The following is an 18226-nucleotide window of genomic DNA, read 5'->3' as shown; positions in this document are numbered from 1 at the left end:
GTCAGTTCACCTCCCGTTTCCGGTCCTGGCGCGGGTTGCGTCGGCGCGGGACCACGAGCGTCGTCAGGGGCGTCGCCTCGGCGGGCGTGGCGAGCAGCGAGGCGGCCAGCGCCAGGTGCAGCAGGTACGGTGAGGCGTCGCCGAGCCCGGCCTCGGTGTACGAGGAGATCGCGACGTAGCTGATCAGGAAGATCGCGCAGGCCCGCTCCAGCGAGGGCGGGCGCAGCAGGGCGACGCCGCCCAGCACGACGAGGATCGCGGCCACCAGGGCGATGCCGACCAGGCCCTGCTCGTTGTAGACGGCCAGCCAGCTGTTGTCGATCGGCAGCCCGCCGAAGGACTTGTCGCCCAGACCGATGCCGAACGCCTCTTCGGGGACGGTCCGGGGCTGGGTGAGCAGGGCGTCCCAGACCTTGGCCCGGCCGGTGAGGTTGGAGAAGTTCTCCTTGCTCTGCCCGCGCATGAACCAGGTCTGCAGCGCGGAGGCGAACGCCACCGCGGCCACCGTGGAGCACACCAGTGCCCAGGTGAAGAACCGGCGGGCGGCGGCGCTGGTCAGGACGAGCGAGCAGATCGCCAGCGTCAGGCCGGCGAGCAGGCCGATCGTGGCCGTCCGGGTGTGGGTCATGGCGAGCAGGACGAAGGTCGGCACGATGATCATCGCCGCGCTCCGGCCGGTGGTCCGGCGGCCCAGCAGGAGCAGCACGGTCAGCCCGATGATCACCGCGGAGTACTGGCCGATCTGCGGCGGGGTGAGCGGCCACAGGGCGCCGACCAGCCGCCCGCCGTAGTACTCGGGCATGGCCGTGCCCGGGGAGATGACCAGACCGGCGGCGACCGTCCAGAGCACCGCGTAGTACATCCGGATGTGGGTCCGGACGAACGTGAGGCCGCCGTCCCACCAGCGGCTGATCAGCCAGAGCGTGCCGACGAAGATGGCCAGCCGGGTGCAGCGGAACAGCGCCCCGAGCCCCACCTCCAGCTTCAGGCTGGAGATCAGGCTCGGCACCAGCAGCAGGGTGAGCAGGAACAGGAAGGCGCCGGCCCGGATGCGCAGCCGGAGGTTGAGCAGGAGCGCCAGCGCGAACGCGGAGACCAGCGCGCCCATGGTGGCCATCTGGATGAGGGAGCGGGGGAGGCGGACGATGGTCTTCGCCCCGGCGGAGCCGAGCGTGTTGAGGCCCAGCAGCGCCCAGACGATCCAGACGGCCTTCGGCGTGGCGTCGGGGCGCCGTCCCGCAGCGGGCCGCGCCGCCGCCGCGTCCGGTCCGTCCGGTCCGTCCGGTCTGTCCGTCAGCCCGTTCAGCCCGTCCCGCACCGGGCTCCCGCCCATCTCAACCACCGGCCCGTGCGGTGAAGGTGCTGCCCGCGTCCTGCCGGTACGGCAGGCCCTGCCACTGCCCGGGGTCGAGCGGCCGGCCCGGGTCGTCGGCGACGAAGGCCCACGGTCCGGTGTAGACGTTGTCGTGCCAGCGGTTGTCCTGCTTGAGGGTGATCGCCTCGGACACCCGCTTGCCCAGGTACGGGGACCAGTCCGGGTAGGTGCCGTAGTTGGAGAGCACCGCCATCCGGCCGCACTCCACCGAGCACTTGACCACGGCCGGGTCGAGGGCGAAGCGGTTGTCGTGGACGTCCACCCGCTGGGTCTTCCACCGGCAGTCGTCGTACAGCGGTGCGGTGTCGATCGCCGGTTTCGCGCACCGCCGGGCGTCCTTCACCAGCAGGGTGCAGTAGCCGGTCGAGGTGTTGGCCGGGCTGTTGCAGAACCGGTCGGCGTTCTCCCACAGGGTGATCCCGGACCAGTTGTCCTCCAGCACGTTCCGGTAGATCTCGATCCTGTCCGTGCGGGCCGGGATCCGCGGTTCGCCGCCGGCCTCCGACACGTAGACGGCCGCGTGCGGGAAGTTGTCGCCGTCGGCGGCGTGCCGGCGGCCTTCGACCCAGTTGTTCCGCCGGATCGTGTTGTTGCGGACCACCGCGTTGTAGCTGGTCTCGTACATCAGCGCGGCGCCGTCGTTGGCCTCCAGCACGTTGTCCTCGATGAGGAAGTCGTTGTTGTCGTTGTCCGCCCACAGCCCGGTGCCGCGGTTGTCGTGCACCCAGTTGCCGCGGACGTCGGCGCCGTTGACGGCCCAGAACTTGACGCCGCCGGTGCAGCCGCAGCCCGGCTGCCGCCGCTCCCAGTCGTCGGTGTTGTTGCCCACGATCTCGTTGCCCTCCACCACCAGGCCCTTGATGGTGTCGCCGGTCTTGTAGGCGTTCATCCCGTACTGGCCGTTGTCGCGCAGGCAGCTGGTGCGGACCTGCTGGCGGGCACCGGCCATCAGCCCGGCGCCGGAGTTGCCCTGGATCGTCGTGTGCTCGATCACCCACCCGTCGGCCATGTCGTGGTTGACCACGCCCTCGTCGTGCGGCGCGACGAAGCCCTGCACGGTCAGGTAGCGGATGGTGACGTCGGGGGAGGTGCCGCTGAACGCGTAGTTGTTGGTCTTCCCGCCGTCGAGCACCGCGCCCGGCGCGCCGAGGTAGGTGTCCCCCTCCTTGGTCATGACCTGGGCGTAGCGGTCCGGTTCGAGGGTGTGCCGGCCCGGGGCCAGCCAGAACGTGGTGTGCGGAGGGCTGTTCCTGGTCTTCACGGCCAGGTCGTTGACCACCGCTGGGTCGACCGTCACCGCGCCGGCCGGCGCGCTGCCCGGCCCGGCCGCGGGCTCGGCGCACACCCGGGCCACGGCCACGGCCACGGCCGCGGGCCCGGACCGCGTGGCGGTCGGCTTCGCCGGGGCGTCCGACCCGCCCGTACAGCCGGTCGCCACCAGCAGGGCGAGCGCCAGCGTCGCCGCCGACGCCCACCGGTGCCGTCCGGTGATCCCCATCCGTCCCATCCGCCCCGTCACCACCCGTCCCACTAGCCGCGGAACCCGAGCACGGTGGTGAACCCCTGCGCGCCGTCGGTGAAGCCGGTGCCGACCAGCGTGGTGGCCGGCACCTTGCGTCCGAAGCCGGCGGAGTACCAGCCCAGCGGCGGCCCGGTCTCGCCGCGGTGCGCCCGCCAGGTCAGCCGCCCGGGCAGGTCGAGCACCGCGGAGTGGTCCTCGCCGTCCCCGGTCCAGGTCAGCACGGCCCGGTCGCCCGTCAGGTCCGCGGTGACCGCCGGGCCGAGGTGGAAGGCCAGCCGTACCGCGCGGCGCGGGCCGCGCACCTCGTCGACGATCCGCAGCTCCCGGCTCGCGGCGGTCAGCTCCACCCGGCGGCGGTGCACCGACTGCCCGTAGCCGTCGTGCTCGGCGCACCAGCGGGCCACCCCCTCGGCGGAGGTGTCCGCGACCAGGACCCGGCTGCGGGCGTGCCGGGTCCACAGGAACGGGCCGCCGGAGGTGGACTGGTCCTCGCCGTCCAGCTCCAGGGTGTTGTGGCCCAGCGTCGACCGGAAGTACCGCCGCCACTCGGGCTGCCCGTGGTAGCAGTACGTCCCCGGGTCGGCGAGCACGTCGACCCCGTCCTGCCGCACCTCCAGGGACAACGCGTCCGCGTGGGCGTGCGCGGCGATGGACAGGAACCCGTGCGGACCGCCGTCGCAGCGGCACCAGATCCCGTCCGGGCCGCGCAGGACGGTCATCCCGGCGTCGGCGAAGTGGGCCCGCCGGCGCGCCGGCCGGGTCACCGCCGGGGTGCTCCCGCTCCTCCCGTACGGCCGCAGGAGCGCGGCCAGCAGCGGGGTGCGCACATCGGTTCCGGTCACCTCCGGCCACCAGGCGAGCCGGCCGAACACGGCCTCCCCGGTGGCCAGCAGCGAGGCCCAGCGGTCGGTGCCCGCGCCGTCCACGACCAGCCCGTGCCCGTCGTCCCCGTCGCCCTGGCGCGGCGGCCGCAGCCGGTCGTCCACGACGGCCGCGAGCGCGTCGGTCATCCGCAGCAGGACCAGCCGGACCGTCCTGGGGACGGGTACCGCGGCGGCGTCCGCCTCGGCTACCGCGGCCAGACCGAGCTCCAGGACCAGCCCGTGGTACTCGCCGGCCAGTTCGCGGTTGAGGCCGGACGGGAAGGTGTTGGCGCGCAGGTTCCGTTCCAGCGACCGCAGCGCGCCCGTCCGCCAGCGCGCGGAGGACGGGAACCAGTCGAAGGCGCAGGCCGCGGCGAACTGCCCGGCCGCCTCGGCGATGACGTGGTTGTTCGCCGAGGACCCCCGGCTGGGGAAGGCGGCCAGCCAGCGCTGGTGGTGCCAGATCTGGTCCAGCGCCACCGGGTTGCCCTCGAACAGCCCCGCCGCGCCCGGCCAGCCGTTGAGCAGCCGGCGGATCCACACCCAGGACAGCAGCCGGATGCCCAGCTCGATGCCGCTGATCCAGTGCACGCCGCGCAGCGGCGGGTTGGCCGCCCACCAGGACCGCAGGTGCTCGGCGACCCGCTCGGCGTACCGCTCGTTCCCGGTGACCGCGTAGGCGGCGGCGAGCACGGTCAGGTACTGGTGCCGGGACGGCTCCCAGATCTGCTTGACGTCCCCGACCGCGTCCTCGTCGCGGTAGGGCACGTCGAAGGCGTAACCGGCCGGCGCCCGGCGCCCGGTCTTCGGGTCGCGCCACCAGTCCGGGGCGGCCAGGTCGTCACGGACCACCCCGAAGAACTCGGCGTGCCCGTCCATCAGCCGGTCCGCCGTGGCGACCAGCCGTTTCGCGGCGTCCGCCGGCACCGCGGCGATCGCCCCGGCGGGCAGTACGGCGGTGAACCGGGCGCCGGACACGACCGGGCGCTGCGGCACCTCCGTCCGCCATCGCCGCCTGCGCGCCGCGTCGCCCACCCGGCCGCCGACCTCCCGCGGCCCCATCCGCGACAGCCGCCGCAGGTACCAGCCGGCGCTCATGGTCATCGCGGCCTCGCCAGGGTCACCGGCGCACCGCCGGTCAGGGCGGCCTGCACGGCCAGGGTCGCCGCCGTGGTGGCGACCAGCGACTCCAGCGGCACCGGCATCGGCCCGCCGGTCCGTACGGCCCTGACGAACGCGGCCAGTTCGGCGGACTGGCCCTTGTCCCGGGCCTTGGGCAGCCGGGAACTGACCCACCGCTTGGGGCCGTGCACCGAGGCGCGGACGAAGTCGTCGAGCTTCAGCACCTTGCCGTCCGCGACCAGGTCCAGCGTCTCCTTGGGGAAGCCGGGGGCGCCGGTGGTGACGTAGCTGATGGTGGCGGTGGAGTCGTCCGGGTAGCGCAGCACCACCTGGAGGTCCTCGTTGCCGGACGACGCGACCGCGTACACCGAGACCGGGTCGGCGTCCAGCAGCCAGCTCGCCGTGTCGACGAAGTGCCCGCCCTCGCCGGCGAACCGGGTGCCCTCGGTGCCCTGCCGCAGGTACCAGCTGCCGTGCTGCAGCCGGCCCGCGTTCACCAGGTAGCGCAGGCTCGCCGGACCGGTCCGGACGCCGAGCCGGCTCTTCGCCTCCCGCAGCAGCGGCGCGAACCGGCGGTTGAAGCCCACCTGCAGGCGGTCGTTGCCGGACTCCTCCACCGCCGCCAGCACACCGGCCAGTTCGTCCTCGGTGAGGGCCAGCGGCTTCTCCACGAACACCGTCTTGCCGGCCAGCAGCGCCTGCCGGGTCAGTTCGGCGTGCGAGCTGTGCCGGGTGACCACGAAGACCGCGTCGACGGACGGGTCCCCGAGCACGGCGTCGAGGTCGGTGGTCGCCCGCGCGAAGCCGAACTTCCGCCGGGCGTTGGCCGCGGACAGCGCCGTGGTGGTGACGACCGTGGACAGCGTGACGCCCTCGCGCTGCGCCAGGTGCGGCAGCAGCATCGAGCTCGCGTAGTTCCCGGCGCCGACGAACGCCAGCCGCACCGGCGCGCCGGCGGGCCGGGCCGGGGCGGACCCCGTGCCGCGGCGCACCGCGGGCACCGCCACCACCGGGGCGGCCTCCACGGCGTGCTCCGACTCCTCCCCGGTGGGCCCGGGGTAGCGGAACAGCACGGCCACGGCCTTCAGTTCGCCGTCCTTCAGCCGCCGGTACGTCTCGACGGCGTCCTCGAACTCGGCCACGTGGGAGACCAGCGGCTCCACGTCGACGCGGCCGCGGGCGAGGAGATCGAGGAAGCAGGCCAGGTTGCGGCGCTCCGTCCAGCGCACGTAGCCGATCGGGTAGTCCCGCCCGTCCAGCTCGTACTCCGGGTCGTAGCGCCCGGGGCCGTACGAGCGGGAGAACCGGACGTCCAGCTCCTTCTCGTAGTAAGCGTTCCACGGCAGGTCCAGGCGGCACTTGCCGATGTCGACGACCCGGCCGCGGTCCCGGGCCAGGTGGGCGGCCAGCTCGACCGGCTGGTTGCTGCCGCCGCCGGCGGCCAGGTACACCTGGTCCACACCGTGACCGCCGGTCAGCTCGGAGACGGCGGCCTCCAGGGCCGCGGAGCCGGGATCGCCGCAGGCCACGGCGCCCAGCTGCTCGGCGAGCGCGCAGCGCACCGGGTCGGGGTCGGCCCCGACGACCCGCACCCCCGCGGCGGCGAGGAGCTGCACCACCAGCTGCCCGATCAGCCCGAGGCCGATGACCAGCGCCACCTCGCCCAGCTGCGGCTCGCCCTGGCGCACCCCCTGCAGCGCGATCGACCCGACGGTGCCGAAGGCCGCGTGCCGCGGCGCGAGACCGTCCGGTACCGGGGTGTAGAGGTTCTTCGGCACCCAGTTCAGCTCGGCGTGCAACGCGTGCTCGTTGCCGGCACAGGCCACCAGGTCGCCGACCTTCACGTCGTCGACCCCGGCGCCGACCTGCTCGACCACCCCGCACAGCGAATAGCCCAGCGGCGTGTAGGAGTCCAGCTTGCCCATCACCTTGCGGTAGGTGGCGGGCAGCCCGTTGGTGGCCACGCTCTGCATGACCTTGGCCACCTGGTCCGGCCGGGAACGGGCCTTGCCCAGCATCGACATGCCGGCCTCGGACACCTTCATGAGCTCGGTCCCGGTGGATATCAGCGAGTAGGCGGTGCGGACCAGCACACCGCCCGGCTTGCACCCCGGCACGGGTACGTCGAGCACCGCCAGCTCGCCGCTCTTGTAGTTCTGCACGACCTGCTTCACCGAAGTCCCCTGCTCTCTACGCCGTCTTGCTCGTCAAGCCGTCTTGTTCGCTCCGCCGTCCCGTCCCCTCCGCCGGCACTGGGCCCACGCCGTCGGGCGGGCCCCGCGCCGTCAGGAAGGCGCCGTGGACGGGCCGGAGGTCGCGCCGCGGTACCAGTACTCGAGGGTCAGCACGTGCCAGAGGTGTTTGGAGTAGTCCTGCTGCCCGGCGGCGTCCTCGGCGACCAGCCGGGCCAGCGCGTCGCGGCGCAGGAACCCGGACCGGACGAGCTCGCCGTCGTTGATCACCTCGCGCACCAGCGGCGCCAGGTCCCGGCTCATCCAGGCCCGCAGCGGGGCGCTGAACAGGCCCTTGGGCCGGTACACGATCTCCCGGGGCAGCACCGAGGTGGCCGCCTCCTTGAGGACGGCCTTGCCCTGGCGTCCCACGATCTTGCGGTCGCCGGGCACCGAGAACGCCGCCCGGACCACCTCGACGTCCACGTACGGCACCCGCACCTCGGTCGACGCGGCCATGCTCGACCGGTCGGTGTACGCGAGGTTCAGGCCCGGCAGGAACATCCGGGCATCGCCCAGGCACATCCGGTTGACGAAGTCGTCCAGGTCGTTGTCCCGGTAGACGTCCGCGTGCTCGGTCAGCACGTCCTGCACCGTCCCGGCCAGGTCCGGATCGACCAGGGCGAGCAGTTCCTCCCGGTCGTACATGGTGTAGCTGCGCCGGAACGCCGTCTCCTCCGGCAGGTCGGCGAAGGAGAGGAACCGCTTCGCGAACCGCACCGACCGCAACCCCCGGCTGGCCGTGGCGACCGGCAGCCGGTCCACGGCGGCGGACAGGCCGCGCCGCAGCGGCCGGGGCACGCGCTGGTAGCGCAACGCCAACTGGTTGGCCAGGTGCTTGCGGTAGCCGGCGAACAGCTCGTCCGCGCCCATCCCCGAGAGCATCACCTTGACCCCGGCCTCCCGGGCGGCCGAGCAGATCAGGAAGGTGTTGATCGCGGCCGGGTCGCCGATCGGCTCGTCCAGGTGGTACGTCATCCGCGGCAGCAGATCGAGCACGTCCGGGGCGATCTCGATCTCGTGCAGGTCGACGCCGAACCGCTCGGCCACCTGCCGGGCGTAGCGCAGGTCGTCCGGCATCGCCTCGAACCTGGCGTCCTCGGCGCGGAAGCCGATCGTGTAGGCGGAGATCCCGGGGTGGTCGCGGGCCGCCAGCGCGGTCAGGTAGCTGGAGTCCAGCCCGCCGGAGAGGAAGGTCGCCACGGGGACGTCGGAGAGCAGGTGACGCCGCGTCGACTCCTCGACGGCGGCGGCGATGTCCGGCAGTTCGCCGGCCAGGGCCCGCTCCCGGCCCTCGGCGGCGACCTCCCGCAGGTGCCAGAACCGGCCGCGCTCCACCCGCCCGTCGGGCCTGCACCGCAGCCAGCTCCCCGGCGGCAGCTTCTCCGCCCCGCGGAACGCGCACCGCGAGTCCGGCACCCAGTAGTACAGCAGGGAGGCCACCATCGCCGCGTGGTCCACCTCCAGCGTCCCGCCGGTGGCGGCGGCCAGCGCCTTGAGCTCGGAGGCGAACACCAGACCCCCGCCGCGCCGGACCAGGAACAGCGGCTTGATGCCGAGCTGGTCGCGGACGAGCACCAGCTCGCCGGTCCGCTCGTCGAAGATCCCGAACGCGAACATGCCGCGCAGCCGGGGCAGGCAGTCCGTGCCCCAGCGCCGCCAGGCCTCCAGCAGCACCTCGGTGTCGGAGGTGCCGCGGAAGCGCACCCCGGCGGCCGCCAGTTCGGCCCGCAGCTCGGGCGCGTTGTACAGCTCGCCGTTGTACGTCAGGACCAGGCCGTCCGAGACCATCGGCTGGGCGCCGGTCTCCGACAGGTCGATGATGGCCAGCCGGCGGTGCCCCAGGTGCACCTCGCCGTCACCGACCGGGTGGCCGTAGCGGCCCGACCCGTCCGGACCGCGGTGGGCGAGGGTGTCGGTGAGCAGGTCGGTCACGACCTTCCCGTCCGGCCATCGGTACGCGCCTGCGATGCCACACATGTCCTACCTCGCCTCCTGGTCGCTGTCCGGGACCCGTGCGGTCCACATCGGTCGTCGCTCCGTCCGCCGCCGGCCGGTGCCGTTCTGCCGGGCCGGCGACCCGGTGCGGCCGCGCACCGGGGTGGGCGGCCCGTCCCAGAGCGTGCCGTCGGTGCGGTCCCGCGGATCGGGGTCGATCAGCACCACGCCGATCACCGGGATGTCCTGGTCGGCGAGTTGCCGCGCCACGGTGTGCAGCCACGCGGTGCTCCCGTGCCCGGCCCGCACCACGAGCACCGTCCGGGTGCCGAGGTGCCGCAGGTCGGTCCAGGCCGTGCCGGGCGCCACCGAGCCCACGCCGAGCCGGCGCTCCGCACCCGCCGGTGCCGCCGCGGACTCGCCGCCGACCACGGTCGGGTCCCCCGGCTGCGGGCGGCGCCCGGCGAGCTGCGGACCGGGCAGACCGTCGACGACGACCACCGGCCCGTCCTCCCCCAGGGCCCGGCCGAGGTCCAGGGCGATCTCGCTCGCACTGCCCGCGCAGCCCAGTTCGAGCAGCGACACCGCCTCCGCGGAGCCGCGCACCGTCCGGGCCAGGGTCGTGGTCAGCCTCGCCCGGGCCACCCGCGCCCGCCGGCCCTGCAAGCGTCCGGCCGGCCCGCGCGGCCGCCGGCGCAGCTCCGCGATGACCGAGGCGCCGAGGTTGGCCGCGACGTCCCGGCGCAGCACCGGGCGGTCCGCCACCACCGTGCCGACCGCGGCCCACGCCAGCCCGACGACGAGCCCGAGGACCAGCCCGATCGCGGCGTCGGTGGCGGCGGTCACGGGCAGGGACTTGCGGACCACGTGCGGGGCGTCCACGATCTGGGTGCCGGCGACGAGCCGGGGCGTGCCGACCCGCGCGGCGGCGGCGCGCTGGCCGAACTCGGTGATCCGCGAGGTGAGGTCGGCCCGGCTGGAGTAGAGCGACTCCAGGCTCGCCGGGGCCTTCGGCCCGCCCTGCTGCGCGCCGTCCCCGATCGCCTTGTTGACCTGGGCGAGCTCCTCCTGCATCCGGTCCCGCTGGTCGAGCAGGGCCTTGGCCTCGGCGTCCGCGGCTTCCTGGATCCGCCGCACGTGGTCCGCGATGAAGGCGTCGGCCAGCGCCTTGGCCCGGGCCACCGCCTCCGCGTCGCTGCGGCCCGTCACGTCGATCTCCAGGAGGTTGTTGGTCAGGCCGAGGCCCGTGTAGGCCTTCATGAAGTCCTCGGGCTTGTCCGGGGCGCCGAGGGCCTGCAGGGCCTTTCCGGCGATCGCCGTGGTGTGCAGCACGGCCACGTCGGTGCGGATCAGCGTTCCGGAGTCGTTCGGCTGGTCCGCCTCGTGCGCGACGAGCAGTTTGACCACCGCGCTCGGCGGCGGCGGCTTCACGACGGCCACCGCCGCGCCCAGCAGCAGCCCGACCAGCGCGAGGGTGCACCAGAGGCGGCGGCGCCTGCGCACCGCGACCACCAGGTGTTGCAGGTCCAGGAGCGGAGCGGCGGCCGGCGACTCCGGCGTCGTACTCGTCGTCACCCCGACGCTCTCCTCGTGTCGTCGCCGCCCACCGGCACCGGCACCGGCTCGGCGGCGTCCGGACGGGGGGCGGCGGAGCGGTTCGGACGCGCCCGGACCAGGCCGGCGACGACCACGCCGACGACCTCGTGCCCGGCCTCCGCGCACGCCTCGGCGATGCCGGCCAGCTCGGCCGCGGTCCGGCTGCCCGCGCCGAGCACCACCAGCGCACCGGACTCGTCCTCGCGGTAGGGCACCAGCGGACGGTCCACCGACACCTCCACCACCCGCAGCGCGGGCTCGCCGCCCGCCTCGGCGACGAGCTGCCCGGCTGCCCGGTGGGCGAGCCGGTCCCCGCCCGGGACGACGACCAGCAGGCGGCGGGGGGTCGGCAGCCGGTCCCGGAGCCGGGCGCACACCCGCCGGTAGCGGGCCTGCCGGTCGGCCTCGTCGCCGGAGGCGTGCGGGGCCGGCACGTCCCACCGGACGTCGAGGCCCAGCAGCCGGCGGACCAGGGCCTTCGGGCCGCGGTCCTCCGGCCGCTTCGCGGACCGTTCACCGGAGACGTCGACGGCACCGAGGAACACCGAGCGCAGCGCCGCGGCGATCTCCGGTTCGGTGCGCAGCCGACGACTGGCCCGGGCGGCGCCGAGATGGCCGACGACCCCGATCAGGAGGAACACCAGCGCCCCGCCGGCGACGAGCTGGATCCTGGTCGGCGCGGCCTCGCCGGTCGGCCGGGCCGCCGAACCCATGACGACCATGGAGCCCGCCTTGTTGGTGGCCGGGTCGGCCTGGTCCAGCTTCTTCATGGCGTCCTGCAGCGCGGTGCGCATCTTCACCAGCTCGGTGCGGGTCTGCACGGCGTCCACGGTCTGCCCCGGAGCGGCCGCGTCCGCCAGGTCGGTGATGCGGCGGCTGGCCTGCGCCACCAGCTGCCGCAGCGCCTCGGGCTGCGCCGCCTGGGGGTCGGTGCCGTCGCCCGCGATCCGGAGCGCGAACGAGACGAACTGCTGGGCCGCCTGGTCGGAGAGCTGCTGCGCACGCTCCGGGGTCTCGGCCGTTCCGGAGATCTTGATGATGTTCCCGTCCGCGGCCGTCGCGCTCACCCGGCCCCGCAGGTCGCTGCCGCTGACCCCGGCCCAGCCGAGCGTGGCGGCCACCCGGTCGAGCACCACCGAACTGGTCGCGATCTCCGCCTGGGTGAGCAGCTCGCGGTCCTGCCACGCCCCCGGCAGCAGCACCGACGCCGACGTCGTGTACTGCGGCGGGAACAGCGCGGAGGCGCCGAAGCCGCAGAGCGCACCCAGCACGGCGAGGACGGTGAGCAGCCGCCAGCGCCGACGCAGGATCCGGCCGATGGTGGCCAGGCGTATCGTGTCCTCGCTCAACGGAGCGGCCTTCTCCCCGTCCGGTCCGGGCCGCCCGCCGCCCCCGGAGCCCGGTCCCGGCAGGCGGCTTCGTAGGCGGCGAGCAGCGCGCGCTGGGAGTTCCGCCAGGCGAGCGGCCCGTTGATCCGCTCCTGGCCGACCTTGCCCATCAGGGCCCGCCGCTCCGGATCGTCCAGCAGCTGCGCGACGAGTCCGGCGAACCGGGTCTCGTCGTTGGCGGGCGCGTAGACGGCGGCGTCACCGGCCGAGACCCGCGCCTCGCGGAGGTCGAACGAGACGATCGGCCGGCCCATCACCATGTACTCCAGGACCTTGTTCATGGTCGACACGTCGTTGAGCGGATTGCGCGGGTCGGGGGAGAGGCACACGTCCGCGGTGGACAGGTACCGCACCAGGTCGGCGTCCGGAACGCGCCCGGTGAACTCCACCTGCTCCGAGAGCCCGAGCCGCCGGGACAGCTCCACCATCGCGTCGAAGGTGTCGCCGCCGCCGACGAACACCGCGTGCCAGTCGGTCCGCCCGAAGTCGTCGCGCAGCTTCGCGAGGGCCCGCAGGGCGTAGTCGACGCCGTCCTGCGGCCCCATCACACCGAGGTAGCACAGCAGATGGGGCTTGCCGCGCTTCAGCTCCGGCTCCGGCGGTACCGGCCGGAACCGCCCGGTGTCGGGAGCGCTGCGCACCACGAAGACGTCGTCCGGGCACCGGCCGCCACGGCGCAGCGCGACGTCCCGGTAGCTCTCGTTCGTGGCGAGCACGACGTCCGCGGCCCGGTAGGTCAGCCGCTCCAGCGCGCACACGCCGCGGTAGAGCAGGTCCTCACCGCGGTCGAACCGGGAGAGGTACAGCTCGGGCACCAGGTCGTGCTGGTCGAAGACGAACCGGGCGCCGCGCCGCTTCAGCCACAGGGCCGGCAGGAACAGCAGGTCGGGCGGATTGCAGGCGTGGACCACGTCGACCGGGCCGAGCCTGCGGGCCAGCCGGGCCGTGTGCCACAACGCCGACCCGTACTCCCGCAGGTACCCGGCCGGCCCCCCGGTGGCCGCGCGCAACGGGTACCGGTGGATCCGCACCCCGTCGATCACCGCCTCCGGCTCCGTGTCCCGCTTGCTCCCCTGCGGGCAGATGACGTCCACCCTCCAGCCCGCGTCACGAAGCGTCGTGCACTCCTGCCACACCCGCCGGTCGAACGGCACCGACAGGTTCTCCACGAGGATCAGCGCGCGACGGCCCCGCCCGTCGCCGCCCGTTGCGTCACCAGGCAAGGCCCACGTACCCCGGCTCGGTCCGGCGCGCCTCGGCGTCGGGAAGGTGGATGAGGTCGACGATCACCTGGCCGTTGCCGTGGGGCAACGCCGACAGCACGTTCGGGTCCCTGGTCCCGACCACGCACACCTCGGCGTGGTCGAGCACCTCGTCGACGGACGTCGCGAGCAGCTGCGCGAGGTGCGGCAGCCTGGTCTCGATGTACTCGCGGTTCGCGCCGAGCAGCCGGGAGAGGTTCACGTTCGGGTCGTAGATCCGCAGGTCGTAGCCCTTCCCGAAGAGCCTCTCCGCCAGCTCGACGAGCGGGCTCTCGCGCAGGTCGTCCGTACCGGGCTTGAAGGACAGGCCGAACAGGCCCACCCGACGTTTGCCGGAGCGCTCGACCAACTCCACCGCGCGCTGCAGGTGTTCGTGGTTGGAGGGCAGCACGTGGGAGAGGATGGGCACCGCGACGTCGGCCTGCCGCGCCGCGTGGACCAGGCTGCGCAGGTCCTTGGGCAGGCAGGAGCCGCCGAAGGCGAAGCCCGGCCGCAGGTAGGCGGGGCTGATGTTCAGCTTGCGGTCGGCCAGGAACACGTCGATCACCTGGTGCGAGTCCACCCCGAGCGCCCGGCACACCGCACCCAGCTCGTTCGCGAAGCCGATCTTGAGGCCGTGGAACGCGTTGTCCGCGTACTTGATCGCCTCGGCCGTCGGGACCGGCACCCGGAACACCTCGCCGGGCAGTCCGTCGTACAGCGCCGCGACGACGTCGCCGCTCGCCGGGTCGAGCTCGCCGATGACGGTCTTGGGCGGGTCGAAGAAGTCCCGCACGCTCGTGCCCTCGCGCAGGAACTCCGGGTTGACCGCGACCCCGAAGTCCACCCCGGCCGTGCCGCCGACGTACTTCTCCAGGATCGGTACCAGCAGGTTCAGGCAGGTGCCCGGGAGCATGGTGCTGCGGAACACGACGGTCTGCCGACCACCCCGCTCGGCCACCGCGGCACCGATCTGCTCGGTGACCCGCTCCAGATAAGTGGTGCACAGGCTTCCGTTGGGCTCCGACGGCGTGCCCACGCAGACCAGCGACACCTCGCTGCCCATGATCGCCTCGCGGACGTCGGCCGTGGCGCGCAACGCCCCGGACCGCACGACCTCCGCGATGAGCTCGCCGATCCGCTCCTCGACCACCGGGGCCCTGCCCTCGTTGACCAGGTCGACCTTCACCTGGTTCACGTCCACCCCGATGACCTCGTGGCCCAGGCTGGCCAGGCACGCGGCCGACACGCAGCCCACGTAGCCGAGCCCCAGGACACTGACCCTCATGACCCGTTCCTCCCCTCGGGCAGGCCCTTGTGGCCGGCCGTCCGCGCGTCGATCGGTCGACGCCCCCCGCGCATCAGTACGCCCCCCGCCCTTGAAGCACCGCACGCAACGTCTTCCAGAGGATCACCGCGTCAAGGGCGAGCGACCAGTCCTCCACGTACCGCAGGTCCAGCCGGACCGCCTCCTCCCACGGCAGGTCGCTGCGCCCGCTGATCTGCCACAGGCCCGTGAGCCCGGGCTTGACGAGCAGCCGCCGCCGGATGTCCGGGCCGTACGCGGCGGACTCCTCCGGAAGCGGAGGCCGCGGACCGACCAGCGACATCGAGCCGGTGACCACGTTCAGGAGCTGCGGGAGCTCGTCGATCGAGTACCGGCGCAGCACTCCTCCCACCCGGGTCACCCGCGGATCCCGGCGGAGCTTGAACAGCAGGCCGGCGCCCTCGTTGCGGTCGGCCAGCGCGGCACGTGCCCTGTCGGCGCCGGCGACCATGGTGCGGAACTTGACCAGGGTGAACTCGCGGCCGTCCTTGCCCACCCTGTGCTGTCGGTAGAAGGCCCCGCCCGGACTGTCCAGCAGCACGAGCAGCCCGACGAGCAGCATCAGCGGTGCGAACAGGATCAGCAGGACCGCGGCACCCAGTCGGTCGACGACCTCCTTGACCGCCCGGTGCCCCCCGGTGAAGGCCGGCATGCTGACCCGCAGCATCGGGATCCCGAGCACCGCGTCGACGTGCAGCCGCGGGCCGGCCACCTCCATCAGCACGGGGGCCACGACCATCTCGGCGTCGCCGCCTTCGAGGTTCCAGGCCAGCCGCTGCAGCCGGTCCGGTGACCAGTGCGGGTCCGGCGTGACAGCGACGACGCGGTAGCCGTCGCGGTGGACGTGGTTGGCGACGTCCGTCAGCCGGCCGACGACCGGCACTTCGTCCAGCCGGTCACGGTTGGGCCCGAGACCGGACGACGTGCACACCGCCTCCACCCGCCAGCCGAGGTGCGGGAACTTGCGGGTCCGGGCGATCAGGTCGCTCACGGTGGCCGGACTCCCGGCGGCGAGCACCGGGCGCAGGCACCGCCCCTCCTTCCGCTGTTTGTGCAGCCAGAGGCGCAGCAGATACCGCTCGGTCATGGTGACGAGCGTGATCGCCGGGATCGCGACGAACACCCAGAGCTTGATGTTGTGCGAGGTGAGGGCGATCCCGCCGAGCGCCAGGACGACGGCGGCCGTGAGCAGTGAGCGTCCGAGCCGGCGGAATTCCTCTGCGCCCTGGCCGAGAACGGCCGGAGCCCACGACCGGGTCGTCGCCAGCGATCCCATCACCAGCAGCTCGGTGCAGAAGGCGAGAATTCCCCATTTCTCGTGCCAGTTGGACGCGTGCCGGACGCCGAAGAAGCGTCCTATCGCCGCCACCACGAAGGCGGTGGCCACGGTATCGCTGATGATCACAGTACGGCGGTACTGCTGCTCCCAGTCGATCGCGGGCCGGCTGATTCTCCCGTTCAGCCGACGCCCCCGTGCCGGTAGAAACGGGCTGACTAATTCTCCTTCCCCCTGCTCCACGGCCCCCTCCAGGTCGGCAGTGGGTTCGACGTGTTCGCTCCACACGGTTCCTCCCCCCCGGGAGACCTGCGCCTCCCGCACTGTTCCTCCCCTCGGGAGACCGCCCCGCCTCCCGTGCCGCGCTGTTCCTGCGTCTCCTGCTTCCGGCTGGGCCCCGACTCCCCCCGAATGGCAAACCGCTCATTGCGGTGCCACGTGAACATCCCGCCCGGGAACCGGCGGATGCGAATATCCCGCCGGCGCCCCGAGGCGCATGGAATACCGTCGACGACCGCCCTCCACACCCGAGGCCCCCGCCCGGGCGACAGGAGTTGATCACCTCCACGTCTTCCGCCGGGGACGGCCGCCGGCCGTCCGCAGCACCGGACCTGTAGATCATGATTCGCCGCTTCGCTTCCAACTGTGGGAAGTGACAGTCAATCTAGAGCATCGGGACCACTCGAAGGGGGCGATGTGTGAAACGCGTGCGCGATATTTGGCGCTTGATCTTCCGAATGGTGACGGCACGGGATTCCTGGGAATGAGGACGTGCATTGTGACGTGTGATGCGGGAGTTGTCCGGGCTGCGGGCACCGCCAATCCCGAGGCGTCCCACCAGTGCCTGGCGGCGCGGCCAGGCACTGGCGGGCCGGGACGCGCCGGGCCGGGACGAGCTCAAGGCGCGGGCGAAGCCACCTGTCCGTCGGCGCCGTGCGGTGCGGGTGCGTGCCGGGCGGCGCGGGATCCGGTAGACCCGCAGCGCGGAGACCTCGGGGACGTTCTGGAGCGGCTGCGGCTGCGGCTGCGGCTGCGGCAGGGGCAGTGCCGCGTGGCGGGCCCGGGCCCGAGGTGGCGCAGCCGGTTCCGGCGGACCGGTTCGACGACGTCGCGTGGTCCAGGGGTTGCCGCAGGCCGGGGCCGCCGCCTGGATCTGCTGAACTGCGGCTGCCCGCCGGTCGGTTGTCGCCGAATTCGAGGCACTGCCGTGACAGGCGCGCGGTCGGACCAGCGCTCGGCGCGGGTCTCGGCGCGCACGATTCAGGCCTCGACGGCCTCGACGGCCTTGGCGGCGGGGAGCGGTGGGCGATCTGGAGGTCGATGCGCGGGCGGACAGACGCGTTCTGTCCGAGAGCGTCCGCACGGCCGGCTCGGCCCGCGCCGGCCGGTTCCACGGCCTTCGGGCCCGGCGACGGAGCCTCGCTGTTCACCGCGGCGCCGGCCGAGTTGATGGAACGACTTCGTGATCCGGTGACGCCGGCTCAGGCGGAGCTGGTCCGCTCAGGCCTCGTCCCGCAGTTCCTCGCGATGCCGTGGGAGGGGACCCGGCCTCCGGGCACCCGGTGCGTGCTGCCGGCCGGGGCGTTGGTGTCGCTGTACGCCGCGTCGATCCGGCAGGCGTGCTGCGCCGCAATCCGGAGGGCGCCCCGCCACGGGAAGGCGGCGTCCGGCCGGTCGGAGTCCGTGGACGTGTCCGCCGGCGAACCCTCCCGCGAATCGTCCCGCGCATCCTCCGGCGAGTCCGCCGGCGCGGTGCCTGAAGCAAAGAAGCGCCTGGCCGCGAAGCGCGAGCACCTCGACCGGTTCACCAGGGCCGGGTACTACCGACGGGCCGCCGACCTCGACAGCCCGCAAGCGCCTGCGCGCCGCGTCCTGAGTCCGTTCGCGCGGAGGCTTCCGTTGTGCTTGTGCTGCGCCCAGGTCAGCGGCCCGACGGCCGACCACTGGTCAGGCCGTCACGCTGTGGGTGACGGCCTGCCGGGGCGATGCTCATCCGCCGAGGCGGGCGAGGAGCAGGCGTGCCCGCCGGGTCTTGGCCTCGGCGCGGTTCTTCAGGTACAGCGCGTGGGCGAGGCGGTGCTGCTCGGCCTCCCGCATCCGCTCGTCGATGATGGCGCGCGCGGTGTCGAGATGGTAGTTCATGACGTCGTTCCCCCTGTCGGTGGGTGACCCGCCGATGGCTTCAGCATCGGCCCCAAGGCACCCTTGCGCCTACGATTCTACACCAACATTCGCGCTTCGCTCGCCAAATCAGAGTCAGAGTGGGTTGTTGTCCTACTGTTTAAAGGCCTGTCGGTTGGTGAGCATTGGGTGTGCCGGGTGTGGCCGTCCGCCGTCCAGGGCCGGT

11 protein-coding genes are annotated in these 18226 nt (G+C 73.3%); all 11 read right to left on the bottom strand.

Features of this window, described 5'->3' with window-relative positions:
• Position 1: 1 nt before the first annotated feature.
• The 11 genes from ACFC1F_RS05105 to ACFC1F_RS05055 all read right to left on the bottom strand — a co-directional run bounded on the left by ACFC1F_RS05105 (position 2) and on the right by ACFC1F_RS05055 (position 18021).
• Entirely contained in the window at positions 2–1333 is a 1332-nt protein-coding gene (locus tag ACFC1F_RS05105; protein WP_376155778.1) for an O-antigen ligase domain-containing protein, read from the bottom strand.
• A 1-nt stretch (position 1334) separates the two neighbouring features.
• Positions 1335–2873: a right-handed parallel beta-helix repeat-containing protein gene (locus ACFC1F_RS05100; RefSeq protein WP_376155776.1), complete on the bottom strand. Its 1539-nt coding sequence runs from the start codon at positions 2871–2873 to the stop codon at positions 1335–1337.
• Between the two features lie 32 nt (positions 2874–2905).
• Complete coding sequence (locus ACFC1F_RS05095) at positions 2906–4864, bottom strand: alginate lyase family protein (RefSeq protein ID WP_376155775.1); 1959 nt, start codon at positions 4862–4864, stop codon at positions 2906–2908.
• Entirely contained in the window at positions 4861–7056 is a 2196-nt protein-coding gene (locus tag ACFC1F_RS05090) for a bi-domain-containing oxidoreductase (protein ID WP_376155773.1), read from the bottom strand. Before ACFC1F_RS05090 ends, ACFC1F_RS05095 begins: the two co-directional genes overlap by 4 nt.
• A gap of 111 nt (positions 7057–7167) precedes the next feature.
• Positions 7168–9093 carry an asparagine synthase (glutamine-hydrolyzing) gene (gene asnB / locus ACFC1F_RS05085; protein WP_376155771.1) on the bottom strand — a complete coding sequence of 642 codons (1926 nt, stop codon included), beginning with the start codon at positions 9091–9093 and terminating at the stop codon, positions 7168–7170.
• Between the two features lie 3 nt (positions 9094–9096).
• Entirely contained in the window at positions 9097–10626 is a 1530-nt protein-coding gene (locus tag ACFC1F_RS05080; RefSeq protein ID WP_376155769.1) for a Wzz/FepE/Etk N-terminal domain-containing protein, read from the bottom strand.
• On the bottom strand, positions 10623–11996 hold the full coding sequence (locus ACFC1F_RS05075; RefSeq protein ID WP_376155767.1) for a Wzz/FepE/Etk N-terminal domain-containing protein: 1374 nt from the start codon (positions 11994–11996) through the stop codon (positions 10623–10625). The genes ACFC1F_RS05080 and ACFC1F_RS05075 overlap by 4 nt, the downstream gene beginning before the upstream one ends.
• Positions 11993–13258 (bottom strand): glycosyltransferase family 4 protein, encoded by a 1266-nt coding sequence (locus tag ACFC1F_RS05070; RefSeq protein WP_376155765.1) that lies wholly within the window; start codon positions 13256–13258, stop codon positions 11993–11995. The genes ACFC1F_RS05075 and ACFC1F_RS05070 overlap by 4 nt, the downstream gene beginning before the upstream one ends.
• Positions 13248–14564, bottom strand: a complete 1317-nt coding sequence (locus ACFC1F_RS05065) for a nucleotide sugar dehydrogenase (protein WP_376155763.1) — start codon at positions 14562–14564, stop codon at positions 13248–13250. The genes ACFC1F_RS05070 and ACFC1F_RS05065 overlap by 11 nt, the downstream gene beginning before the upstream one ends.
• 73 nt (positions 14565–14637) lie before the next feature.
• On the bottom strand, positions 14638–16122 hold the full coding sequence (locus tag ACFC1F_RS05060; protein WP_374106077.1) for a sugar transferase: 1485 nt from the start codon (positions 16120–16122) through the stop codon (positions 14638–14640).
• 1746 nt (positions 16123–17868) lie between these two features.
• Positions 17869–18021: a hypothetical protein gene (locus ACFC1F_RS05055; RefSeq protein WP_209413824.1), complete on the bottom strand. Its 153-nt coding sequence runs from the start codon at positions 18019–18021 to the stop codon at positions 17869–17871.
• Positions 18022–18226: the final 205 nt, after the last annotated feature.

The organism is Kitasatospora sp. NPDC056181 (assembly GCF_042266225.1).
Lineage (GTDB): Bacteria > Actinomycetota > Actinomycetes > Streptomycetales > Streptomycetaceae > Kitasatospora.
Note: the sequence above shows the minus strand (reverse complement) of the source record. Positions and strands in the feature narration are given on the sequence as shown.

Excerpts from the sequence above, each read along its gene's own strand:
- ACFC1F_RS05105 (WP_376155778.1), bottom strand. The coding sequence starts at position 1,333 with ATGGGCGGGAGCCCGGTGCGGGACGGGCTGAACGGGCTGACGGACAGA.
- ACFC1F_RS05100 (WP_376155776.1), bottom strand. The coding sequence starts at position 2,873 with ATGGGGATCACCGGACGGCACCGGTGGGCGTCGGCGGCGACGCTGGCG.
- ACFC1F_RS05095 (WP_376155775.1), bottom strand. The coding sequence starts at position 4,864 with ATGACCATGAGCGCCGGCTGGTACCTGCGGCGGCTGTCGCGGATGGGG.
- asnB (WP_376155771.1), bottom strand. The coding sequence starts at position 9,093 with ATGTGTGGCATCGCAGGCGCGTACCGATGGCCGGACGGGAAGGTCGTG.
- ACFC1F_RS05065 (WP_376155763.1), bottom strand. The coding sequence starts at position 14,564 with ATGAGGGTCAGTGTCCTGGGGCTCGGCTACGTGGGCTGCGTGTCGGCC.
- ACFC1F_RS05055 (WP_209413824.1), bottom strand. The coding sequence starts at position 18,021 with ATGAACTACCATCTCGACACCGCGCGCGCCATCATCGACGAGCGGATG.